This window comes from Halococcus salifodinae DSM 8989 (assembly GCF_000336935.1).
GTDB lineage: Archaea > Halobacteriota > Halobacteria > Halobacteriales > Halococcaceae > Halococcus > Halococcus salifodinae.
In genome coordinates, this window is the sequence record NZ_AOME01000086.1 from 1 (window position 1) to 22,599 (window position 22,599).

Consider the following 22,599-nt stretch of genomic DNA (forward strand, 5'->3'; position numbering starts at 1 on the left):
GTGACGGCCTATCTGCCGACTTAGAGGTCACAGACATCAGGCCGTCACTACCGGCTCACGCCGGTTTTAAATAGTCGAAACGCCACAGCAGTCTGGTGCCCCTGATTGCTATATGAATACCCGGTGTTTTGGAGGGTGGGTCAGGAAGGAGTACCTTTTGGACAGATGATTAGAACGTCAGAAGATGGAATATGAGTGCGCTGAAGCTCTTCCCATGTTTTAACTGGCTTTCCTGATTGCGGGACTGTAGATGGTAGATAACTTCAGCGAGAAGGTCGATTTCATCTGGTCGGTCGCCGATCTTCTCCGCGGAGATTACAAACAATCGGAGTATCAGAAGGTTATTCTCCCTCTGACGGTGCTCCGTCGGCTCGATTGCGTCACCGAACCCACCAAGGAGGCGGTCATTCAGGAGGCCGCGGATCTCGATGAGCGCGGTATCGAGAACGTGGGTCCCGTCCTCGAAAACGTCTCGGGCGCGCCCGTTTACAACACGAGCGAGCATACCTTCGACACGCTAACGAACGCCCCCGAAAACCTCGCAGAGAACCTCCAACACTACGTTCGACAGTTCGATCCCGAGACCGAAGAAATCATAGAGAAATTCGAATTTGATCACCAGATAGAACGTCTCGACGAGGCTGACCTGCTCTACAAGGTCGTGACCTCGTTCGCTGAGATCGACCTCCATCCCGAGAGGGTGCCCAACGAGGAAATGGGCTACATCTACGAGGAACTCATCCGCAAGTTCTCGGAACTCTCGAACGAGACAGCAGGTGAGCACTTCACTCCACGAGAAGTCATCGAGTTGATGGTCAATCTCCTCTTTACCGAGGACGACAACGCACTCAGACAGCCTGGTGCGGTGCGAACGCTGTACGATCCAGCCTGTGGGACGGGCGGGATGTTGAGCGTCGCTGAGGAGCACCTCAACGCGTTGAACGACCAAGCACACCTCGAACTATTTGGTCAGGAGCTCAATCCCGAGTCTTACGCAGTGTGTAACTCAGATATGATCATCCGTGGTCACGATCCCGACCACATCGTTCACGGTAACTCGTTTACCGAGGACGGGTTTAGAAGCGATACATTCGATTACCTACTCTCGAATCCACCGTTCGGGGTCTCTTGGAAGAAAGTGAAAGAGCAGGTTGAACGCGAACACGATGAGCAGGGGTTCGACGGGCGCTTTGGCGCGGGCACGCCGCGCATCAACGATGGCTCGATGCTATTCCTTCAGCATATGGTGAGCAAGATGAAGCCCGAATCGAAGGGTGGCTCCCGCCTCGCCATCGTGTTCAACGGGTCGCCGCTGTTCAACGGCGGCCCCAACAGCGGCGAGTCGGCCATCCGGCGGTGGATCATCGAGAACGATTGGTTGGAGGCGATCATCGGCCTGCCCGAGAACCTCTTTTACAACACCGGGATTCGGACCTACATCTGGGTGCTCTCGAACCGCAAGCCCACAGAGCGCGAGGGAAAGGTCCAGCTCATCGACGCCCGCGAGCTGTACGACGAGATGGACGAGAGCCTCGGCGACAAGCGCCACTACCTCACCGGCGATCAGATCGACGAGATCGCGAGTCTGTTCGGGGACCTGGAGGCCAACGGCCGCTCGAAGATCGTGGACAACGCCGAGTTCGGCTACCGGCGTATCGTCATCGACCAGCCGCTTCGGCTGAGCTTCCGAGCCTCCGCCGAGCGGATCGACTCGCTCCACGACGAGCGCGCGTTCACGAACCGCGACGAGGAGACACAGGAGCGAGTCAAGGAAGCGCTCTCGGGCCTGGATTCCGAGAAGACTTGGATGGACAGAGAGGAGTTCTTAGACGAGGCCGAGTTGCAGTTGAACATGGCCGGCCTCGACCTGCGCAACAGCGTCTACAACGCGATCGAGCGCGCGCTCGGTGAACAGAACCCTGAGGCCGAAATCTGCCGGAAATCGAACGGCGACCCCGAACACGACACCGACCGCCGCGAGAAAGAGCGCGTCCCGCTCGGCACGGACCCACGCGAGTATTTCGAGCGCGAGGTCGCGCCGTACTTAGAGAACGCGTGGATAAACGAGAGCAGCAAGTACCACGACGACCAGGACGGCGAACTGGGGACTGTCGGCTACGAAATCAACTTCAATCGGTACTTCTACGAGTACGAGCCGCCCCGATCGCTGGAGGAGATCGACGCGGATATTCGAGAGTTGGAGGGCGAGATCAGTGAGATGCTCCAGCAAGTCGCAAAATGAGTCGGACCAGCGAAGAGGCCTCCATAGAAAAAATCCCCACCTCGTTCCCGACGACACGCCTCAAATTCGGGGTGGAGCGCCGAACGGACAAGTTCGACACCGTTCCCGAGGAGGTTCCACGGGTCAGCCTGGATATGGTCGAATCGTGGACGGGAAACGTCGTCGAGAACAGCGAGGAAGACGCAGAAGCTTCGGCTGGTCTGGTCAGGTTCCACGCTGGAGACGTTTGTTTCAGCAAACTACGACCATACCTCGCAAAGGCGTTCGAGGCCGAGCACTTCGGCGCTGCGTCTCCAGAATTTCTGGTCTTTCGGCCCACGCAGTTTGACGCTCGCTTTCTTCGCTACCTGCTCCTCTCTCGGGAGTTCATCGAACGAGTGGACGCCTCGACCTACGGCGCGAAGATGCCGCGTGCATCGTGGAACTTCATCGGCGACATGTTGGTTCCGTGCCCGAACGAACGAGTCCAAGAGGAGGTTGCGGATTTCCTCGACCACCGCACCGCCCGCATCGACGCGCTTGTAGCGAAACAGAAGCGTCTCCTTGACTTGTTCAGAGAAAGACGGAATTCGATAGTTAGTACAGCGGTATGCAGGGGAGTCAAGTCAGAACGTTCGCTCAAACCATCCGGGATTGACGGAGTCGGGAATATTCCTGGAAACTGGGACACACGGAAACTGAAATGGCTTCTGAAAAAATCTCCAAAAAACGGCATCTCCCCACCGATAGCATCCGAGTCTGAAGGCATCCCTACGTTCTCTATTTCAACAGTCGGGAATGGGGAGGTATCCGTAATGGATGATTTGAAATATGCGGATGTTTCTGAAGAAAAGGCTCGAAACTACTCGATCAACGAGGGAGATGTTCTGATGATCCGTGGAAATGGTAACCCTGAATTAGTGGGGAAATGCGGGATTGTAACACCTCCTGTACCCGAAGATTGTATTTATCCAGATATCCTGATAAGTATCAAATTCCGCCCGCAGTTGTCGGCGAAATTCTTCGTTTACTTGCTCAATTCTCCACCCATACGCCCCCAAATAGAGGTAGGGGCGAAAACATCTACAGGACTTTGGAAAATATCCCAGAACACAATTTCAAATATACGTGTTCCGTGTCCGCCTGTCGAGGAGCAACAGGAAATTGTTGAATCCATAGATTCTGCGAGTAGTGAACTGGACCACCTCACACAGAAAACGCAACGGTCGATCGACCTCCTCGAGGAAAAACGCCAAGCGCTCATCACGGCCGCAGTCACGGGCCAGATTGATGTTACCGAGGAACGTGGTGAAACCCACGCCACTCACAGATGAGCAAAATCTACGACGAGGAGTCCTTCGGAGACGCCATCGAAGTCCACCTCTGCGAGCACGGCGGCTACACGACGCTGCCGAGCGACGAGTTCGACGCCGAGCGCGGGTTCTTCCCCGATACCGTCGTCTCGTTCGTCGAGGAGACCCAACCCAAGAAGTGGTCCGAACTCGAAACTCGCCTCGGCGGCGACACGCGCGGTGAGTTCCTCGCCCAACTCGACAGCGCGCTCGATCGGCTTGATCAAGGAACCCTCGAAGTGCTCCGCCACGGGTTCAAGATTGCTGGCGTCCGTATTCGACTCGCGTACTTCCAGCCCGAGACGGGGTTCAATCCCGACCTTCGGGAGCGCTACGCGGCCAACCGGCTCACCGTCACGCGGGAACTCCCCTACTCCACGTCTCAGCCGAAGCAACGCCTCGATCTCTGTCTGTCGGTGAACGGGCTGCCCGTCGCCACCGCCGAGCTGAAGAACCCCTGGACGGATCAGACTGTGGAAGACGCGAAGGCCCAGTACGAGCACTCGCGCGATCCCACGGAACCGGTCCTCACGTTCAAGCGTGGCGCGCTAGTGCATTTTGCTATCGATCCGAACGAGGTGGCCTACACCACCGAACTCGACGGCGAGGGGACGCATTTCCTCCCTTTCAACCGGGGCCACAACCGCGGCGCAGGCAACCCACCCACCGATCACGGCCACCGCACCAACTATCTCTGGGAAGAAGTCTGGGAACAGGATAGCTGGCTCGATATCATCCAGCGATTCATTCACCTCGATGTCGAGGAGATTCGGGAGAACGGCCGGGTCATCGATACCGAGGAGACGATGATCTTCCCGCGATACCACCAGCTCGATTGCGTGCGAAAGCTCACCGATGCCGCCCGAACGGAGGGTGCGGGCGAGGATTACCTCGTCCAGCACTCGACAGGCAGTGGCAAGAGCAAATCGATCGGGTGGCTCGCCCATCGATTCGTCTCGCTCCACGACGCAAACGAGGAACCCGTATTCGATTCGGTCGTGGTGGTTACCGATCGTACAGTGTTGGACGACCAACTTCAGGACACCATCTACGACATCGATCACCAGAGCGGTGTGGTCCACGGCGTTGAGGGCGAGAATCGCTCGAAATCCGACGAGCTTGCGGAGTACCTCGAAAAAGGCAAGGACATCGTCATCACGACACTCCAGACCTTCCCCTACGTCGTTGAGCACGTCGCGTCGCTGCCCGAGCGCAACTATGCCGTTATCGTTGATGAGGCCCACTCCAGTCAGACCGGCGAGATGGCGAAGGAAATGAAGGAGCTTCTCTCCGGCGTCGACGTCGAGGAGAGCGACGATTGGGAGACACTCCTCGCAAAGAGCGCCGAGGCCCGCGGCAGCCAGGAGAACCTATCCTTTTTCGCGTTCACGGCCACCCCTAAAGGGAAGACACTAGAATCGTTCGGTACTCCTCCCGAAGATGGCGAGAAGCCCGAACCGTTCCACGTCTACTCGATGCGCCAGGCCATCGAGGAAGGGTTCATTCTCGACGTGCTCCAGAACTACACGACCTACAAGACATACTACAATCTTGTTAAGGAGTCTGAAGAAGACCCCCAACTACCCGAAAAAGAAGCCAGAGGCGCAATTGCTCGCTTTCTGAAACTCCACCCACACAATATAGCCCAAAAAGTCGAGATCATCGTCGAGCACTACCGTAGCAACACCCGCAGCAAGATCGGCGGCAGGGCGAAGGCGATGGTCGTCACAGACTCCCGGAAGGCAGCTGTCCGATATAAGCGCAAGATCGACGAGTATCTCTTGGAGGAGGGCTACGACGACTTGGAAGCGTTTGTAGCGTTCAGCGGGACCGTCGAGGACAATGGCGGCGAGTACACCGAGAAGGGGATGAACGACGGCCTCAAGCAGTCCGAACTCCCGAGCACGTTCGCCTCCGCGAATGACGGGGTACTAGTTGTCGCCGAGAAATACCAAACGGGTTTCGACGAACCGCTGCTTCATACAATGTATGTGGACAAGAAGCTCTCGGGCGTCCAAGCCGTCCAGACGCTCTCGCGGCTGAATCGAACGGCTCCAGGAAAGGACGATACGTTCGTCCTTGATTTTGTCAACGATCACGAGCAGATCAAAGACGCGTTCGAGCCGTTCTACGAGCGGACGACTGTCGAGGAAACCACCGATCCGCAGCATATCTACCAATTGGCAACCGAGCTGCGCGCATTTCAAGTATTCTCTGAAGAGGACGTCAACCGCTTCGCTGAGGCGTTCTTTGCTCAACAGAACTCTGGTCCCGAACAGGCTCACGCCGAGCTTTCGCAGTACACCCAGAGTCCACGCGACGAGTTCATCACACTCCCAGTAGAACGGCAGGATGAGTTCCGTTCGCAACTTCGTTCGTTCATTCGCCTGTATAAATTTCAGTCACAGATTGTCAACTACACAGATACCGATTTAGAGAAGCTCTACACGTTCGGTCATTTTCTCTACAACGAGCTTCCCCGAGATCCGCAGGATGCCCGCGTGGAGTTTGAAGACGAACTCGCGCTCCAGTATTACCGCATCGAGAAGTCTAACGAAGGCCAGATCGGACTTGATGGGACGAGCAGTGAGGTGTCCGTTCCAACCGAGACAGGGACGCGAACGGAGGAGGAGGATGAAGTTGAACTCTCGACGCTCGTGGAGCGGATTAACGAGCAGCTCGGTACGGACTTCACGTCTGCGGACGAGCTCTTCCTTCAGCAGGTCAAAGAAGAGGCGCTCAACGATGACCAACTCCAACAGTCGGCACGAGTGAACACACAAGAGAACTTTGCTTATACGTTTGATGAAAGGCTCACTGAACTGTTTATCGACAGACGAAATCAAAACGAGGACCTGTTTACTGAGTACATCAACGACAACGAGTTACAGGAGGTAATAACTGGACTCCTTCGCCAAAAGGTATATGAGGCCAGTCAAGAACCTGCCGAATCATAATTGAAAGTTCTAGTTCTCTCGACAAAAGCTTTCGAGCATCGGTTGTAGTTCCTGGGTGCGGCCTGTAGAGAATCACCTGCTTCTATACAGGGTGTAGAGAATGCGCATTCGCTTATTTCGGTTGGCTCTGTCAACGAGCCAGCGGTCGGAAAGTTAGTCTGCTGACGTGGCCAGAAACTATAGTTTCTGGGCAGACTGCCCAGAAGTGGGGTTACTTTAAGTCAAACGCACCCCTGCCCGAAACTGTCCGCTCGAATGGTGAGAATTTGATTAGCATAGCGGAATAGCAGTGATATTTTCTGTCCTCCACTCTATGAAATCATAATTCCTGAAACGCGCAGTCGGTCCTCTCGTCAGCAATCAGTTGCATAAATTATAGATAACGGAAGACAGCGCAGTGCTGCCGCTCACCAATCTGCTTTCAGCGCTGTGAACTCTCGACTACCCGATTCCCGTTTGCTGTCGTTTCGCTACTGTCAGAACATCGTTCGCTGTTACCTGCGGGGACGACGAACTCCCTTCAAAGAGCAATAGCCGAACAAGTAGGTCAACCAACCGCCAGATCGAGTACAACAGGCACGCGAACGCGAAATAGAAAAACCGGAGGCTGAATCGTTTCGAGGTGGTATCGGCCATGAATGCCTTGATTTTCTTGTAACCGTTCTCGATCTCTTGTCGCCGACGATACCACCGAACAAACCGCGTGACCGTGTGTATCTGCTCGATCTCGTCGGATGGACCGCTGGCAGTGCCGTGTCCCGAGATATCTGGATGGTTGGTTTGGAATACGACAAAACCCGTCCCGTCACCCGTCTCATCCTCCGTCTCTATTTCCTCTTCTCCTCGGAGTTCGCGGAGAAAGTGCCCGAGTGGGGAGGCGGTCTCGTCCAAATCTGCTTCATTGATACCAAGTTCCTCACGCATCTCTCGCCGATAGTCCGGTCGATCAGCATCTTCTTCATCCGCGTCCTCGTCATCATCGTTCTCCGCGGACGAGGGGAGGAACAGGTTCTTCCGGTTCGGACCGTCTTCGACGGGCTGCTCCACGATGCGGACGGTCTCGTCATCGCACTTCATCTGCTCAATCGTCTCCTTTTCGCCGCTGTACTTCCGTTTCGGATTCAAATAGTGAACACTGCGTTCTTCGCAGGCGGCTTTGACCCCATCGCCATCGAATTCGCGGTCCATCAACACCAACTCGATGGGAACGAACTCTTGGGCAGAATCGAGCAGGTCGGCGACGATCTCCGCTCGGCTATCACCGCGGGTGATTGGCATCGCATCGAGTACCAGCGGCATCTCGGTATTGACGATTTGTACCGTGGCCCACTGGTAAGCATAGTCCTCGTTGGACTCTTTCGTGCCGATAATCTCGTCCTCGTGGTCCGTTCGATCCCCGGTAAACGGTGTATCTTCCGTTATGTCAATAGCGACCATCACTGGCCGGGTGATGTCAGCCTCACGCTGGGCCTCGCAGATGATTCGACCGACAGCCTGCCGGTACATCGAGCGGATGTCCGATATTGGCAGTTGACGTAGGGAGTGGCGATGGACGTGTCCAAGTGGAGTCTCTTCCCGCGTCGAATCGACGAGGAAGCTCCGTGCGCCCTCGGTAACGGCCATCCCGTCGCGGAGACCGGTATATGTCTGGAGTTCCCAGAAGGCGTTCTCGTGAATCGACCAGTTCTCGGCGCGGTCAAGTGAAAACTCGGGAAAGACCAGCCGCTTCGCGTGCTTGGTGACATCACGGGTTCTCTCGACAATGCCCTCACGAGTGGGCGGAGTCGAATCGGGCGAGTCATCCGCCTCGTCATCAGGCGTGGTCGCTCGTTGAGAGCGGTCGGGAACCGGAACATCGTGTTTGCGCGCGGCGTTGGCGATTTCGTCGGCAGATCGGCGAATAGCGTCGCGGAGATCGGCACTGAACCGCTGGTTCCATGTCCGCCAGAGAGTCGATTGCACCGGCAGCGAGTCGAGTCCGATGTCGCGCCGGAGCGCTGGATTCGCTTCCAGATACGCATGGAGCGCGCTTTCGTGCTGCCAGCCATGAAGCTCCTTGATGATGAAGGCGAGAAACAGCGGCAGCATCGAATAGCCCTGCCCGCCAAACGGATCATGAGCGGGGAGATCAAAATACGCAAATCGACCGGGATAGAGTATCTCTTCGAGGTCATCGTGGTCATCGTGTTTGAACCAGCCCTGCGCGACGGTGGCGACATCGTAGACCCAGCCGTCAGGATCATCAGCTTCATAGAATGGATCATCACCCAGCGAGCACGGATAGGGACGTGAACTCTTGAAGATGTAGAATTCGGCTTTCTGCCGTGATTCGATCGTCGCCGTCATTGTTCAACGAGTCGTGGGGAATAGTGTTCGATACCGTCTCCGGGACCAACTGTGAGTCGGCCGTTCCCATCCGTGCCGGTCACTTCGGCCAAGACTGTACACGCATCGGTTCGGATGTGTCGCTGTTTCATTGCTCTGCTCGTGGTTCAGGTGCAGGTCGTTCGCCCCGATCACCAATCGGGAGAAGGTCTTTCTCGCCAGCATCGACCTTCGCGCGTTCGACCCGCCACTGATCGTTGTCAAACGGGATGTCGTAATTCGCCTCGGCTCGTTCGAGGATACTCCGAATCTTCGATTCTGGGATGTCAAAGAACGCAGCGGTAGCCTTCTTCTCCCGGCCTTTGCGGACCTCGCGGATAAAATTCTGGACGCGGACGTACTGTTCGGGGAGCTGCTGGAGGAAGCCGTCTTCGACCGTGTAGCCGAACGGGGGCCGACCGACACGCTTGCCGTCGGCGATGGCAGCGTCGATACCTTCTTGAACGCGCGAGCGGATCATCTTCCGCTCGGCGTCGGCGAACACCATCATCATGTTGAGCATCATCTCGGCCATCCAATCGTCCTCGCCGACTGTCCCGATGGGTTGGTTCACGAGGTCGATATCGACGCCCTTCTCACGGAGGTCTTCGATGAATCCAGCGAGATCGGCAAATGACCGACCGAGGCGGTCGAGTTCATGGGCGACCACCACATCGTGCTCTGCAACGTGCTCGCGGAGGCGCTGGTACTCCCGGCGCGAGGTCGAGGCCCCGCTTTCCCCGAGGTCGCAGTACCACTCGATCTCATGATTTTGTTCGGGGCCGGTGTACTTCTCACGGATCGCGTGCATTTGGCGATCCTCGTTCTGGTCGTCGGTTGAGACGCGGACGTAGGCGGCGATTTGCATGGTGAGTTCGGACACCTAACGACACCGGCGGATAGTATATAAAGAACGGTGGTTTTCTGGCCGGTATCGAAAACCATTGTTTTCCTGTGCAGAATGACCGTCAATCGACTGGTGAGATGGTGACTGTGCATGACGAATCTAGCCACCCGACCTCATCCGTGAGTGGGATTGGATCGGTATCTTGATTTGATCAAGCCGTGTGAAAACGGGTACCTGTCTCTGAAGATGAGCTGGCCCTCCCTCGCTCATAAAGAATTCGACGAGCTGATTCGATCGAGAGGCGTGTGGTTGTTCGGTGCCGTACTACTGATCGGCTACTACTTGAGCCTGAACCCTTCCGCCACGGTGGTCAAAGCAGCAGTAGGATCGAACGTCACCATCGGTGCGTTCCAAGGCCCAGTAGGCTTTCTCGTCCCGATCGCTGCTTTCGTTCTCTCGTACCGTTCAATCATCGGCGAACGCGAGTCCGGCAGCATCAAGTTCGTCGCTGGGATGCCACAGAGCCGATCCGTTGTCGTGCTCGGGAAGGCTCTCGGACGGTGGGCCGCACTTAGCGTGTGCGTGTTCGGCGTCTTCGTCGTCGGTGCGGTCATCGGCGCGACGAGGTACGGACTATTCTCGCCTCTCAAGCTCCTGTTATTCTTCCTTGCCTCGGCGCTCTACGTTCTCGTAAACGTCTCTATCGCGACGGCACTCTCGGCAGCTACTGTACGGAGTCGACGGGCCCTCGCCACGCTCGTGGCGTGTTACTTCCTGCTCGTACTTTTCTGGAGTGGCACAGTAAGCGGCCAAATCTACACGCTACTAACCGGCGTTGATGTACCAGCGTATAACCCCCCTGCATCCACGGGACTGTTCCTCTGGCGACGGCTCTCACCGATTTCGAGCTACTACGTCCTTACCAATGCGATTTTAGGAATTGCAAACGCCGACGCACTGTACAACTTCGTTGTGATCCAACTCGCTCCCACCCAATCGATCAACCACACCTTCGTCGTACGGCAAGTGTTCGACCGGCCTGTACCATTCTATCTCGCCAAGTGGTTCTCGATGGTGATCCTCGCAGCGTGGGTCGTCGGATCACTGTTCCTTGGAGCGGTCCGCTTCGAACGGGCCGATCTCGCCAGTGGCCCAGCAAACAGCCGCTCAAAGATACAAACATGGATCGGGGGTCGTTTCGAGTGGTTGCCGTCGATGAACGTTTTGCGAACGGCACGCCAGCGGCTCGGGATACCGAGATCGGTTCCCGACCAGTCACGTTCGCATGGATCGGAACACTCGTCAGTCGACAATGGACGTCGCGAACGGTTCACGCGGTGGCTCCCCCTCGCACGGAAGGAGTTGGCGGCCACGCTTCGGTATCGTTCGCTGTGGGTTTTCGCCGTTCTCCTCTTGGTGGGGGCGTACCTGACGAGTACGCCACCGGAATACGCCGTTGCCGCACTCGGTGGGGATGTCTCGATCGCCGCGTTTCAGATCCCGATTTGGCTCTTTCTTCCGTTCATCGCAGCCATCGTCTCGTATCGGTCGCTGAGCGCCGAGCAAGAGTCAGGGAGCATCAAGTTCGTTGCTGGGATGCCCCAGAGTCGTGGGGACGTCATCGTAGCGAAGATCGTCGGACGAACGGCCGCGGTCGGCGTGTTCGTTCTCGGTTCGATGTGCGTTTTCATCCTCGTGAGGACGTCCACATACGGTTTCGTCTCGCCTGTGACGTTCGTGCTGTTCGCGTTCGTCTCGCTTTGCTACATCGCTGTGAACATCTCGTTGGCAACGGGTATTTCGGCGGCGATGAACCGAAGCGTACGGGCCGCAACGGCTGTCTTCGGTTATCTCATAGTGCTCAATCCCTACCTATGGCGTCTCGTTGCTCTCCTCATCAGTAGACGATTCTCCAGCACACCGGTAGCCCCGGCGGGAGGAGAACCACCTCCAAATGACATATTGTTTCTCTTGCGTCGTATCTCACCGTTCGACTCGTACACGACTCTGACGAACACCGTACTCGGTATCGCCAACTCCGACGAGGCATACTTTACCGTTCTCAGGGGGTTTCAGCCGGATTCAACGCCTGGATATATCGTCGGCGAAATCTTCATGCCACCGATCCCGTTCTATCTCTCCGAGTGGTTTCCGTTGCTGATATTCCTCGGCTGGACACTCGTTTCGGTCGTCGGTGGTTATGTCGCCTTCCAACGGCGGGATCTCGGATGAGACGGCTCCACGCCCCACGTCATCGGAATCATTACACATCTGGGACCGTGAGTTTTTGCGTATGAGTGCCGCGATCGAGACTTCCTCCCTCACCAAACGCTACGGCGAGACGCTCGCGGTTGATGGCCTCTCGCTGACCGTTGATGAGGGAGAGGTGTACGGACTCGTCGGGCCGAACGGGGCGGGCAAGTCCACCACAATCGACATCATCATGGATTACACCCGCCCCACCAGCGGCACCGCGCAGGTCCTCGGTGCTGACGCCCACGCCGACGCGATCGAGGTCCACCGCAACGTCGGCATCCTCCCCGATCGCTTCGGACTCTACGATCGTCTGAGCGGCCGTCGTCACGTCCAGTATATCATCGAATCGAAGAGCGTCGCCGAAGACCCCGATCGCCTCCTGGAGCGCGTCGGTCTCGCCGATGCCGCCGATCAGGATGCTGGTGGATATTCGAAGGGGATGCAACAGCGCCTCGCACTGGCAATGGCGCTCGTCGGCGATCCCTCGGTACTCATACTGGACGAACCGTTCAACGGACTCGATCCGAATGGCGTGCGCCTCGTTCGCCAGATTGTCCGGGAGGAGGCTGCCAGCGGGAATGCAGTGTTCTTCTCAAGTCACGTTCTCGGGCAGGTGGAGGCGCTTTGTGACCGGATCGGGTTGCTCTCGAACGGGGAACTCATCGCCGAGGGAACCATCGGCGAACTGCGTGAGGGTGCCGATGCGGCCTATCAGTTCTTCATCCGAACCAAGGATGACACAGCAGCACTATCGGAGTCCGTACGGCAGGTCGAGGGGGTTTCAAGCGTGATTCAGGAGGGTGACATCCTCCGCGTGAGCTGCCTCGATTCTGACTTGGAGAACACGATCCGCGATCACATCAAACAATCCGGGGGCGTCGTCCGGGAGTGCGACGGCAGTCGGACCTCCTTAGAGGACGTTTTCGTCGCCTACACCGGCGGCGAGCGACAGGAGAAGGTACCGGCCTGAACGTCACAGAGATATATACCGCTTATATCACTTTCTCTGTGTCGGTAGCTGTTCCTCTATCGACAGGGCTGATTCTTCATCCTGCCAGCACTCCGGCCCTCTTGAAGAGCCGTGAGGGTGTGCGCGGTGCGGTCGCCAGGCCCCGAAAGGGGCTGGTGAGTCGATCCATGACGGTGGAGCGATCGTAGCTCATGGCGATGTATGAGTCACAGGACGACCGCGTCGATCACGATCGCAGCGAGCACCGCGCCGAGATAGGCGTTCGACGCGTGGAACGCCCGGAATGCGGCGTCTTCGGTGCGCTCGCGGTGGAGCCGAACGACCGCCCAGAGGAACAGGCCACCGAACGCGACCGTGGCCGCGGCATAGAGCCAGCCGAGCTCGGCGATCGCCGCGAGCACGCTTGCACCGAGCAGGGTGGCTCCGAGATACCAGAGGATATGTCGGCGCGTAACGCGCTCGCCACGGACCACGGGCAGCATCGGGAACCCGCCGCGCTCGTAGTCGTTCTTGTATGCCAAGGCGAGGTTGTAGAAGTGCGCTGGCGTCCAGAGGAAGATCACGCCCGCGAGCGCGAGCCCCGGGATCCCGAATTCCCCCGTGACGCCGACCCAGCCGATGAGCGCGGGGAACGCACCCGCAGCGCCGCCGATGACGATGTTTTGGACTGTATTCGGTTTGAGAACCAGCGTATAGACCACGCTGTAGAAAAGGATCGCGCACAGCCCAAGCGCGGCCGCGAGCAGGTTGACGGTGACGAACAGCCCGAGCGACGCGACCGCGAGCACACACCCAAAGGCCATCGCGTTGCGGACGCCCACCTCGTCGGTCGCCAGCGGGCGGTCCGCCGTTCGCTGCATCCGGCGGTCGACGTCGCGTTCGAGGACGTGGTTGAACGTGCCGCTCGCGCCGATCGCGAGCACACCGCCGCCGAGCACTTTCACTACGGTGCCGGCGGCGAGATCCGGGCCGGCGGCGAGCGCCATCCCGGCGGCCGCGACGAGACACAGCAGCCACATCAGCCGGGGTTTCATCAGCCGGAAGTACGCCTTTCCGACCCCCCGTGCGCGCTCGATCGGTCCCGCGTCCACCCGGGACGGCGATCGGTCCGACATCGGCCCGGAGTCGGAATCCGGCTCGGCGATCGTCGGCTCGTCGGGATTGACGACGGACAGTGCGTCGGTCGTCACACGCTCGCCGAGCGCGTCGGTGCCGGGGGCTTCAGCTTCCAGTGTCCACGCGAGCGCAACCACGAGTCCGGAGAAGATCGCGACGCCACAGACGAGGTGGGCGGTCGAGATCCATCCTGCGTTGGTGGTGGCGGCGAGCGCGCCGATCCCGACCTGGATCGGGTAGAGCACGAACGGCACAGTGAGAACTGCTTTCGCCCGGCGCGGTGCGGGCGCGCGCCATGTCGCGACGATCGCGGCGAATAGGACTAGGCCAGCGAGCACCGCGGCGACCCGGTGGCCCCACGCGATGAGGAGCTGCGGATTGGAGAGGTCGAACCCACAGGCCGGCCACGTCGTACACGCCGCGGCGGCGTTCGAGAGTGTCGTGGTCGCCCCAATCACGATCAGGAGGTAGACGCCGACGGCTGCGGCGGCGAGCAGCGTCGGCACCCGCGAGGGGACGTGGGTGTCGGTGACCATGGCTGGGATAACTCGAGTAAATCGTTCACGACCGCCGTACTTAGGCCCCGTGTTTTCGAGAATATAGCCGTTCAGCACCTGATCTATCCGTTTGGGTTACTTGCGATTCAGGGGAGCGATCAAAGTTCAATCACACCTGAAGTCAGGCAGATAGATTGCTCATGCACGGTGGATGGTGAAACTAATCTTGGTCTAAATTTTGCCGGGGGCTGTGCATGACGAATCAAGCTAGCCGACCTCTGAAAACCAATAACACGGCTCTATAACCCACCCTGAAATGAAGCACTCCCTCTCGTTACAGGGTGGCGCTCCGGCGTGATCTCAGGCTACCGAGCTATTCACGTTGAGCCGGAAATAAAGGAGATTCGGGTTTATTCGTGATTCCGAAGAGAATCACGACTGTCGCGGTCTCCGCCTAAGCAGTAAGACTCTCGCGGCGAGCACGCCGGAATGATGGGTTTCGGTGGCAGGAATGCCTGTGGTAGTTGGCTTGACTCTCGGTTGCCACCCGAGGACACTCCCCGCCAGCACCGCCGGCACGCTCGCTGTCGCGGTCCAACGAGTGTGTGCTCGGGCGCGGTCGTCGCTCTTTCGCCGGGTTCGCCGTGGAAATCGAGTCGGGGGTGAGTGAAGGTGAGCAATCCCAACTCTGTCAGACCCCCGGATGTGTACTTTGTATGCACAACCGTAGACCTTTCGCCGGTGGTCATTCATGGAGTCACACCGCAACCCGGTTCGCTACCTTATCGGGTGGTCCCCTGCCCCCGACAGAGTACCGATCCGTTAGACCTATCATGACGACAGAGCGCCGCTATTGTTCCTGTATAGGTTTCTTGTCTTGATTACGGGATGGGAGAAGACATTCACGTCGTGAACTGTTAACCTACCACGGGAGGCACTCACGATGAGCACTCTGGGCCGCGTTAAAACGGTGTTCACAAGCGGTGACGGTGGTGAATCCCATCCATACGAGTGCAAGAACTGTGGTGCGCGCTTCAGGCTCCAGCAGCAGGTCTGTCCTGAGTGCGGTGGATACACTCTCGACCGTGTTGAGTGGTCCTCTTAGCGCTCCCTGACAGTAGGGATGTGCTTCATTGCAGGGGGAGCGCATCGCCAACAACCGCGAGCGGGATGTGGGCGAGCCACTGACTTCGGTGTAGGGCCAGCGCGATTCACTCCCGGGTTACTTCGGGTAATCGCGGAGTTCAATTCTCATCCTGCCAGCCCCGAGGTGGGGGGATGTAAGAGCGGACGCTGGTGCGCGCTGGTCGCCCTATCCATATTTGAGAAATATAATCCAGAAATAGGAGAGAATCTGACCCATGACTACTTATACTGACGATAAATTAATACGATATATGAACAGCGCCAAACTCCAAGCCATCTCCAAATATGGCGCAATTCTGTCAGTCGTCGGAACGGCCATCGCTATCAGCGCGTTCGTCGTGCTAGGGCCAAACTCATTAAACTCATTCATTGCACTGATTTTGGGGTTCTTAGCCCCTCTCTGTGGGTTCTTCTTTATTGGGATGATCTTCTACGATGATCCGACGTATCACGTGTGGGGCGAAGAATTCATGCGAGGGGTTGCGTGGCATTTCGGGAGCCTCATGGGATGGGCACTTATCATCACTGCATCGAATACGCTGCCCGCGACTGCATTCACTGTACTCGGATTGCCCGCACTCACGGCCCTCGGCATCGTCCTCGTGATGGTCGGAATCAGACAGGCGACCGGTCTCGATCTGAAAGTCCAAACGGAAAGCGGGCAGCTGCTACAACTGATAATGGGAACTATCGCCTTCGGGTTCCTCGCCCTGTATGTCGTTCTGACAGGGATAGGCGGATGGTGGGTATTCGCCGCCTATCTCGTTAGTATTCCTGTAGGGCTTGCCGGTCGAAGGCGACTGAAACAACGGTATCCCGAAGCCCTCTGAGCACTCACAGGACTTATCTCACCCTGTCAATAGCTCGCAGAACTTCTCCACCGCCTGTTAATAGCGACTCGACTTCTTCCCGTGTTTCAGGATTAGCCCACGCTGGCATACCGACGGTTGACAGTCTGTTCGGATGAAGACTTCTGTTGAACGACGTGCGAACACAACCCCGATGTACTGCACGTCGGGACTCTCACTGGCAGACGGACGCTCTGTCGGAAGTGTAAATGGGGGAACCGTCGGCAGCACCGCTCCGACCGAAGCCGCCGTCCACACACCGGACAGACCCGTACATCTTCGTGGATGCGCGCGCCACAGTACGGACAGAATCGTTGACGCGGCGGCATACGATGGGTTCGTCACTAGAGACAGATAGCGGTTGCTCGCAGACCGGAGCGCGCACCGCGCCGATCATCCCGATGAACGGTCCGTATCCATCAGCCGGCGGTGGGATATCACTCGATTAGCTGGTCCCGTTCGCTTATGGGACGTGGAGTAGGAACGTGCGCAGGTAGTGATCACGCAGTCACACGTCGCTGTAGGCCACGCCACATCGCCGACACTCGTGGTCGAAGTGTTCCGGTTTCGGTGGATGGTGAGTTGGTGTCGGAAAGTCGTGGCCGACCAACGCGCACACGGGGTGGACGGCCTTCTCAACGAGACCGACCCAAGCGATGAACATGCCGACGGGTACTGTCGGACGCACAAAGAGCGTTCTGCGACCGCCGGTTATCCTGCCGGCGCTCTTCGAGAGAAGGAGTGCCCGAGCGACACACTCGGGCGACCGCGCAGTTCGGGCTGTCCCAGCACCGGACTCAACCGCGTGTCCTTCGCCGCTCGCGCGTCACAGTCTCACACCTGCACCCGACAACGAGCACAGTCAGTACCACGCCTACGCTGGACGTGGTTCACCACGCGACGACCTCGGACCACGCTCGTCCGTTACGGTGGCGGGTTTGCTGGGGCGCTGCTCACGGCTAGGCTCGTGAACAGCACGCCCCGCCGGACTTCGACACGTCTGCCCGGCACCCGTCTCGCGGTTGACTTCCGCGAGCAAGCCGCGATGGGCATTCCCACAGCGCGCGGGTGCTGCGAGGGACCGGTTCTTTCGCATGGAGCGACGATGCCGCGAACGTCCGTCGGATAGCCCGATGACGCACGCGCGCCCAAGCAGAACACGCATTCTGCGGTGATCGTCACCTGTCATGGTACTCACCCGGTGTCGGCTTAGAGTATGCCTGTCTGGTACTTAATGGCAGCGAGAGTATGGTGAAAGTGGTCTCAATGGCGGATTTCGACTCACCGTGCGGCCACCGGAGCCGCCGCTATCGATCGGCGGCCGACCATCGACGTTTCAGCCGAGATGCGAACAGGCCGGTCACAAGCAGAGCGACGATCACGCCGGAGCACTACCCTGTCAGAAACCAAGTGCTTATTGACAGGGATTGATGTTCTTTCCCTCAAAATTTCACGGAGAGTCGTGCATGGCGAACCAATATAGCTGATCACTGGTACAAAGGCTGATTTCACTTCGTCTCAGAATGATCTTGAACTGGTCAGATTAGTATGGAAAATCCAGATGCCATGAAGCAGCTTCCGACTGTTGTAGCCCTTGAATCGTTGCCAGTACTGGCTTCTGAAAAGAGAGGCGCGAGCATTCAGATAAACGATAGGTATCTCCAGAACAGAATATCTGTATTGAATGCGCTTGACGAAGAGAGATTCAACGACCGTATCGAGATGCTGCATGAATCCCGAAGAATCCTCGATGTGGATGAAATATCTGTAGAGGCGGTTGAAGTACCAGAGCTTCGGGAGGCAGCAGATGATTTGAGAGAAACGTATTCTGAGATTCCGGAGGTCGATTTTTTACAGAAGACCTATCCGGGAGATTGTATTGTCGTCCCCGAGTTTCTTCGCGTTGATAATCGAATTGACTTCGGGGTGAGACTGTTCTTTTTCCGGGAGAACGATGCGCCAGAGCCTACAGAAATCAGTCATAAGAACGTCCGGAGTGTCGTGAATGACGAGAAAAATACGTTCGATCGGTATATCGGATCGCTACACGGGTATCCAGAGTGTTGCGTCACTCCGTTTATCGAGCGATCTACAGACCAAAGATCCCCGGAGACAAGATCGGTTGCGCCTCTTGAACCCCACATCCGTACCAATCTGATAGAATCTAGTTCAGATGTCTCGATCAACGAAATCGCTCCGACGTTCTTCGAGACTGAACACGCCTATTCATTCTTCGCACGAAAGTTCTATCCAGAACCCCACTGTCAGACTGCACAATCTCGTGGAAAAGCGATCTTTGAGGAACTGATGGGCAGTCTTAACGAATCGCTGGTCCGGGACTATTTCCGGTTGAATGGTCTTTTAGACTACACAATATCTCAGAAAAACAGTGAGGATGAAACCCCCGCTGTTGGGTCCTTGGGAGTCGAACACATCTATTTCTATCTTCCACTAATCGCAACATTGGGATCGTCACGGTACAGTACTTGATCGAGGATATGATTTGATCAGAAGCAGAGTCGGATAGATTCGTTATGTGAGTGTAATTATGTTAATTAACCAATTAGCGTGGGTTTCAAACTTAGTCATGCGTGAGTGATCTACCTGTCTAATTTCAGGCGACTACAGGCATCTCACGGCCCACAGGGGGCCGGAGGGCTGGCAGGATAAGCCTGAGCCCGCGAGTCAGTGTCTTCGATTCGGAAGTGGAAGATTAGATGCTACTTCGTGCCATGGTCAGAAACGATCCTTTTTGACCATGCTAACTGGTAGCACAGGTTTGAAATGAGAGACCCGTTCTTCGCTCGCACGATTCAACCGTTCTCACGCCACTATTTTTGCTGTTCTCAGCGGATAGTCGAATCTTCTTTAGAGGACTGGACCTATGTATGCGCTGGGTAGAGGAAGTAGATGTGATATCGCAGCTATAAATAGAACGAGATCATGCATTGAGTGCGATATTTACAACTTCGGGTCCGCTCATGACCGCCACCACCGCCCTCTACTGTCGCGTCAGTACCACCGACCAGACCCTCGCACGCCAACGCCAGCGCACCAGCGAATACGCGACCGACGCTCTCGGCATCGAACCCGCCGCTATCGAAGTGTATTCTGACAAGCAGACTGGTACCGATACCGACCGCGACGGCTACCGCGAGCTCATGGAAGCCGTCGAAGCCGGCGACGTCGAGCGCGTGATCGCTTCGGAAGTCTCGCGTATCTCGCGGTCGGTGCGGGATTTCGCCGCGACCGTCGAACGCATCGTCGACGAAAACGAGGTCGGATTACACATTTTGGACATGGGTATCGACCTCGATCCCGACGAGCGCGATCCCTACACGCGCGCGTTCTTGACCGTCGCCGCGACGTTCGCCGAGCTCGAAGCCGAGATCAAACGCGACAATATCACCGAGGGGATCGCTGCGAGCCGTGACCAGGGCAAGTGGCACGGTCGCCCGCCGTTCGGCTTCGACGTGGGGCCAGAAGGGTATCTGACGCCGAACGACGACTATGAGACGGCCGTCGTCATCCTCGATGAACTCGATAAGGGTGCGAGCAAGCGCGACCTCGCCCGCCGCACCGGTGTCAATCGATCAACTGTTCAGCGCATCGCCAATAACCGAGAGCGGTATGTCGGCGAATCACCAGAAAACTCGATATAGTCGCATACGGTTTGCTAATCAGCCGGACAATCATCTCCTCCAGCAGCTTTATTGTCTATGAGGTCATAGGTCATAACGGATGCGATAGATGTCGGGACCACTCGAACTCAACCGTGCCGTTCCGGGTGGGCGCGTCGAGATGTTCGCTATTCTCGATGCGAGCTATCCCGGCGGGTGGTTCTACCGCTTCCAATACTACCACCCCGAAGACGGCGAAATTTTGCGCTACGACAACGCTCACGACGATGAAACACTCGGCAACCACCATCGACACGTCGCCGACGGCGAGGATACTGCTCTCGCGTTTCAGAGTCTCGTCGCGCACGTTAGCCTGTTCTTCACTGAAATAGCGCGCATCACCGAGGAGACAACCAATGACTGACAACGAATCCACTCACGACGGCTGGCCCGCCGAGTACCGCGACCCGCGCGACCGGCCCCATCCCGAGACACTGCGGATCACGGTCGAACCGTTCGAGCACGCACGCGAGGAGACGGTTGCAGCAGCACGCACTACCGAGGACGGCGACTCGACGCCCGCAGTCGTCTCGTTTGCGAGCATCGACGATCTGCGGAAAGTCCTCACCGAGCGGCGCATCGAACTCCTGCGGTTGCTGATCGCGATCGATGGTGCCGCAGAGAGCATTTCCGCGCTTGCGGACGCTCTCGACCGTGACTACCGCCCGGTTCACGACGATGTGGGAATCCTCGACCAGTACGGTCTCATCTTCGTCGTCGACGAGGGACAGACGAAACGGCCCTACGTTCCCTACCGGCGGGTTCGCCTCGATGTCGAACTCGCTGGCGATGTCGATGACGCCACCCATGCGCTCGCATCGGGGTGAGAAAGGGATCGTCGGAGCAATCCATGGCTTTGGCGAATCCTTCCCCGCAGTTCTGAGCTCGGGTAGGTAGCTGCGATCCACAGTCACTCGTGATTCTTGGCCGAATCCGGATTCCTACCGGAGAGAGCCGCTCAGCAGCCCGCGAGCTCATGCTTATCCCGCCAGACCTCCGGCCCCGCAGGGCCGTGAGGACTCGTAGCCGAGAAAGCAAACTCAGAACACACCATCAACGAGTCCGATTCCGATGGCAATACCCACAGCCGTTGAGAGTGTCTGAGCATCCAGAACTGTCTCTAATAGCTCTTCCCGATCTGATGGCTTTGCGAGGACAACGCTAACGATCACAGAGACAGCGAAACCCGCTCCCGCACTACTAGCCCACGAGGGAATCCCAAACATGGAGACAACCACCTGTCGAGCGTAGAAAGTCGTTACCCAATAAGCGAGAAACAGGTCTCAAATCACCCTGTCACCTATGGAAACGCTGCTGGCTAACCAGACTACCCCTATTCGCATAATTGTTCTGGGAACTCGCTTGGTGATCCGCTCGACGAAGAAACCGACGGAAGACGGTGCTGTCTATCTTCATGCGGTCGGCGCTGTCTGTGCTGTTGGTAGCGATAGCAGCAGCTCGCAACCGCGGTACAGCCGCCAGTAGAGGGGCGCACTAGACGTCGCTCACGTGGTTGTTCCTGCCCGATCAGGCACCTCCAGTTGGCTGCATGGTCGGACGCGATCACTCCGGGACGCCGGTGCGTGAGGAAGAGAATCACCTATGCGGGCTTTCCCGGGTGACGCGCCGCGCGGCACCCGGGGTGTAGCGCCCAGTTCTCGGGTTCCTTCGCACTTGGACCAGTCAGCAACGCGCGCTTTGAAGCGCTGACAGGAGATGATCGGTCTCTTGCGTCCCTTGCTTTCCTCACGCTCTCCAGGGATAGCAGCGTTTCCATCGAGTCAGCAAGAACGATCGTTTCCTGACTGGTAATAGATTCTACTCGTACCAAGAGGTTCGTTGCTGCCGATCTTGTCGGTTAGAACAAAAAGTCCATAATGAGGGCCGAGAGACCGAATCCTCCGATCAGGACGGCAAAAAACATCAGCATGTCGAGATGGGTTTCAGAGGGTTCGTGGTCTGATCGTTGGCTCGGCCGTCCCCACCACGAGTCGAGATCGTCTAGGTCCGTGTTCGAGTGTCCCGACTGATATGCCCACATCAGCGTTGCGCCCGCAGCTATCATCGTAAGGAGATACAAGACGAACCGAGTCAGGGCCTCTACTGGTATGGATGTCATGGAGGTAGCACTAGATCAGCCAGTAGTCCGCATCGTGATTTGAATACTTCGGCAAGATAGTTATTGGTGGAAATTGGGCTCTGTTGAATCACTAGACGGCGGCAGGATGGGTCGCTAAATCAAAGGCGTTGAAGCGGGAGACTTGAGTTGTCCATGACACAAATCTCCCGCTTCACCGAGGAAGTTGTACCGGTTGCTCAAAGAGTTACTGGCGATGGAGACGAAT

14 protein-coding genes are annotated in these 22,599 nt (G+C 57.3%); 10 read left to right on the forward strand and 4 right to left on the reverse strand.

The window, feature by feature from the left end:
- Nucleotides 1-250: 250 nt before the first annotated feature.
- The 3 genes from C450_RS18400 to C450_RS18410 are packed head-to-tail and all read left to right on the forward strand — an operon-like array spanning nt 251 to nt 6,530.
- A complete protein-coding gene (locus tag C450_RS18400; protein ID WP_005046113.1) occupies nt 251-2,242 on the forward strand; it encodes a type I restriction-modification system subunit M in 1,992 nt (663 codons plus the stop codon).
- On the forward strand, nt 2,239-3,555 hold the full coding sequence (locus C450_RS18405) for a restriction endonuclease subunit S (RefSeq protein WP_005046115.1): 1,317 nt from the start codon (nt 2,239-2,241) through the stop codon (nt 3,553-3,555). Before C450_RS18400 ends, C450_RS18405 begins: the two co-directional genes overlap by 4 nt.
- Nucleotides 3,552-6,530 carry a type I restriction endonuclease subunit R gene (locus C450_RS18410; protein ID WP_005046117.1) on the forward strand — a complete coding sequence of 993 codons (2,979 nt, stop codon included), beginning with the start codon at nt 3,552-3,554 and terminating at the stop codon, nt 6,528-6,530. Before C450_RS18405 ends, C450_RS18410 begins: the two co-directional genes overlap by 4 nt.
- Nucleotides 6,531-6,971: 441 nt before the next feature.
- Here C450_RS18410 and C450_RS18415 read toward each other — a convergent pair whose 3' ends face one another.
- Entirely contained in the window at nt 6,972-8,876 is a 1,905-nt protein-coding gene (locus C450_RS18415; RefSeq protein WP_005046121.1) for a transposase, read from the reverse strand.
- A gap of 127 nt (nt 8,877-9,003) precedes the next feature.
- A complete protein-coding gene (locus tag C450_RS21000) occupies nt 9,004-9,762 on the reverse strand; it encodes a recombinase family protein (protein WP_080510332.1) in 759 nt (252 codons plus the stop codon).
- Between the two features lie 225 nt (nt 9,763-9,987).
- Between C450_RS21000 and C450_RS18425 the strand changes: the two genes are divergently transcribed.
- Both C450_RS18425 and C450_RS18430 read left to right on the forward strand, forming a co-directional pair.
- Complete coding sequence (locus C450_RS18425) at nt 9,988-11,973, forward strand: ABC transporter permease subunit (protein ID WP_152424534.1); 1,986 nt, start codon at nt 9,988-9,990, stop codon at nt 11,971-11,973.
- Between the two features lie 61 nt (nt 11,974-12,034).
- A complete protein-coding gene (locus C450_RS18430) occupies nt 12,035-12,967 on the forward strand; it encodes an ABC transporter ATP-binding protein (protein ID WP_005046126.1) in 933 nt (310 codons plus the stop codon).
- 206 nt (nt 12,968-13,173) lie between these two features.
- Here the strand turns inward: C450_RS18430 and C450_RS18435 are convergent, their stop codons facing one another.
- Nucleotides 13,174-14,619 carry a heme o synthase gene (locus C450_RS18435; RefSeq protein ID WP_005046128.1) on the reverse strand — a complete coding sequence of 482 codons (1,446 nt, stop codon included), beginning with the start codon at nt 14,617-14,619 and terminating at the stop codon, nt 13,174-13,176.
- Nucleotides 14,620-15,977: 1,358 nt separating this feature from the next.
- Between C450_RS18435 and C450_RS18440 the strand changes: the two genes are divergently transcribed.
- Entirely contained in the window at nt 15,978-16,556 is a 579-nt protein-coding gene (locus C450_RS18440; RefSeq protein ID WP_005046130.1) for a hypothetical protein, read from the forward strand.
- Between the two features lie 92 nt (nt 16,557-16,648).
- Here the strand turns inward: C450_RS18440 and C450_RS23550 are convergent, their stop codons facing one another.
- The gene (locus C450_RS23550) at nt 16,649-16,903 is read right to left on the reverse strand and encodes a zinc-ribbon domain-containing protein (RefSeq protein WP_394324917.1); all 255 of its coding nucleotides are present in this window, start codon (nt 16,901-16,903) and stop codon (nt 16,649-16,651) included.
- Nucleotides 16,904-18,122: 1,219 nt separating this feature from the next.
- Here C450_RS23550 and C450_RS18445 point away from each other — a divergent pair.
- The 4 genes from C450_RS18445 (at nt 18,123) to C450_RS18460 (ending at nt 21,081) form a co-directional block, all read left to right on the forward strand.
- Complete coding sequence (locus C450_RS18445) at nt 18,123-19,064, forward strand: hypothetical protein (protein WP_049910432.1); 942 nt, start codon at nt 18,123-18,125, stop codon at nt 19,062-19,064.
- A 491-nt stretch (nt 19,065-19,555) separates the two neighbouring features.
- Nucleotides 19,556-20,236, forward strand: coding sequence for a recombinase family protein (locus C450_RS18450; RefSeq protein ID WP_005046133.1), 681 nt, complete (start codon nt 19,556-19,558; stop codon nt 20,234-20,236).
- Between the two features lie 88 nt (nt 20,237-20,324).
- Nucleotides 20,325-20,618 carry a toxin-antitoxin system TumE family protein gene (locus C450_RS22595; protein ID WP_005046135.1) on the forward strand — a complete coding sequence of 98 codons (294 nt, stop codon included), beginning with the start codon at nt 20,325-20,327 and terminating at the stop codon, nt 20,616-20,618.
- Nucleotides 20,611-21,081: an HVO_A0114 family putative DNA-binding protein gene (locus tag C450_RS18460; protein ID WP_005046136.1), complete on the forward strand. Its 471-nt coding sequence runs from the start codon at nt 20,611-20,613 to the stop codon at nt 21,079-21,081. The genes C450_RS22595 and C450_RS18460 overlap by 8 nt, the downstream gene beginning before the upstream one ends.
- Nucleotides 21,082-22,599: the final 1,518 nt, after the last annotated feature.

Coding starts and splice junctions, on each gene's coding strand:
- C450_RS18400 (WP_005046113.1), top strand. CDS start 251: ATGGTAGATAACTTCAGCGAGAAGGTCGATTTCATCTGGTCGGTCGCC.
- C450_RS18440 (WP_005046130.1), top strand. CDS start 15,978: ATGAACAGCGCCAAACTCCAAGCCATCTCCAAATATGGCGCAATTCTG.
- C450_RS18460 (WP_005046136.1), top strand. CDS start 20,611: ATGACTGACAACGAATCCACTCACGACGGCTGGCCCGCCGAGTACCGC.
- C450_RS18445 (WP_049910432.1), top strand. CDS start 18,123: ATGGAAAATCCAGATGCCATGAAGCAGCTTCCGACTGTTGTAGCCCTT.
- C450_RS18405 (WP_005046115.1), top strand. CDS start 2,239: ATGAGTCGGACCAGCGAAGAGGCCTCCATAGAAAAAATCCCCACCTCG.
- C450_RS22595 (WP_005046135.1), top strand. CDS start 20,325: ATGTCGGGACCACTCGAACTCAACCGTGCCGTTCCGGGTGGGCGCGTC.
- C450_RS18435 (WP_005046128.1), bottom strand. CDS start 14,619: ATGGTCACCGACACCCACGTCCCCTCGCGGGTGCCGACGCTGCTCGCC.
- C450_RS18425 (WP_152424534.1), top strand. CDS start 9,988: ATGAGCTGGCCCTCCCTCGCTCATAAAGAATTCGACGAGCTGATTCGA.
- C450_RS23550 (WP_394324917.1), bottom strand. CDS start 16,903: ATGCCGCCGCGTCAACGATTCTGTCCGTACTGTGGCGCGCGCATCCAC.
- C450_RS21000 (WP_080510332.1), bottom strand. CDS start 9,762: ATGCAAATCGCCGCCTACGTCCGCGTCTCAACCGACGACCAGAACGAG.
- C450_RS18450 (WP_005046133.1), top strand. CDS start 19,556: ATGACCGCCACCACCGCCCTCTACTGTCGCGTCAGTACCACCGACCAG.
- C450_RS18415 (WP_005046121.1), bottom strand. CDS start 8,876: ATGACGGCGACGATCGAATCACGGCAGAAAGCCGAATTCTACATCTTC.
- C450_RS18430 (WP_005046126.1), top strand. CDS start 12,035: ATGAGTGCCGCGATCGAGACTTCCTCCCTCACCAAACGCTACGGCGAG.
- C450_RS18410 (WP_005046117.1), top strand. CDS start 3,552: ATGAGCAAAATCTACGACGAGGAGTCCTTCGGAGACGCCATCGAAGTC.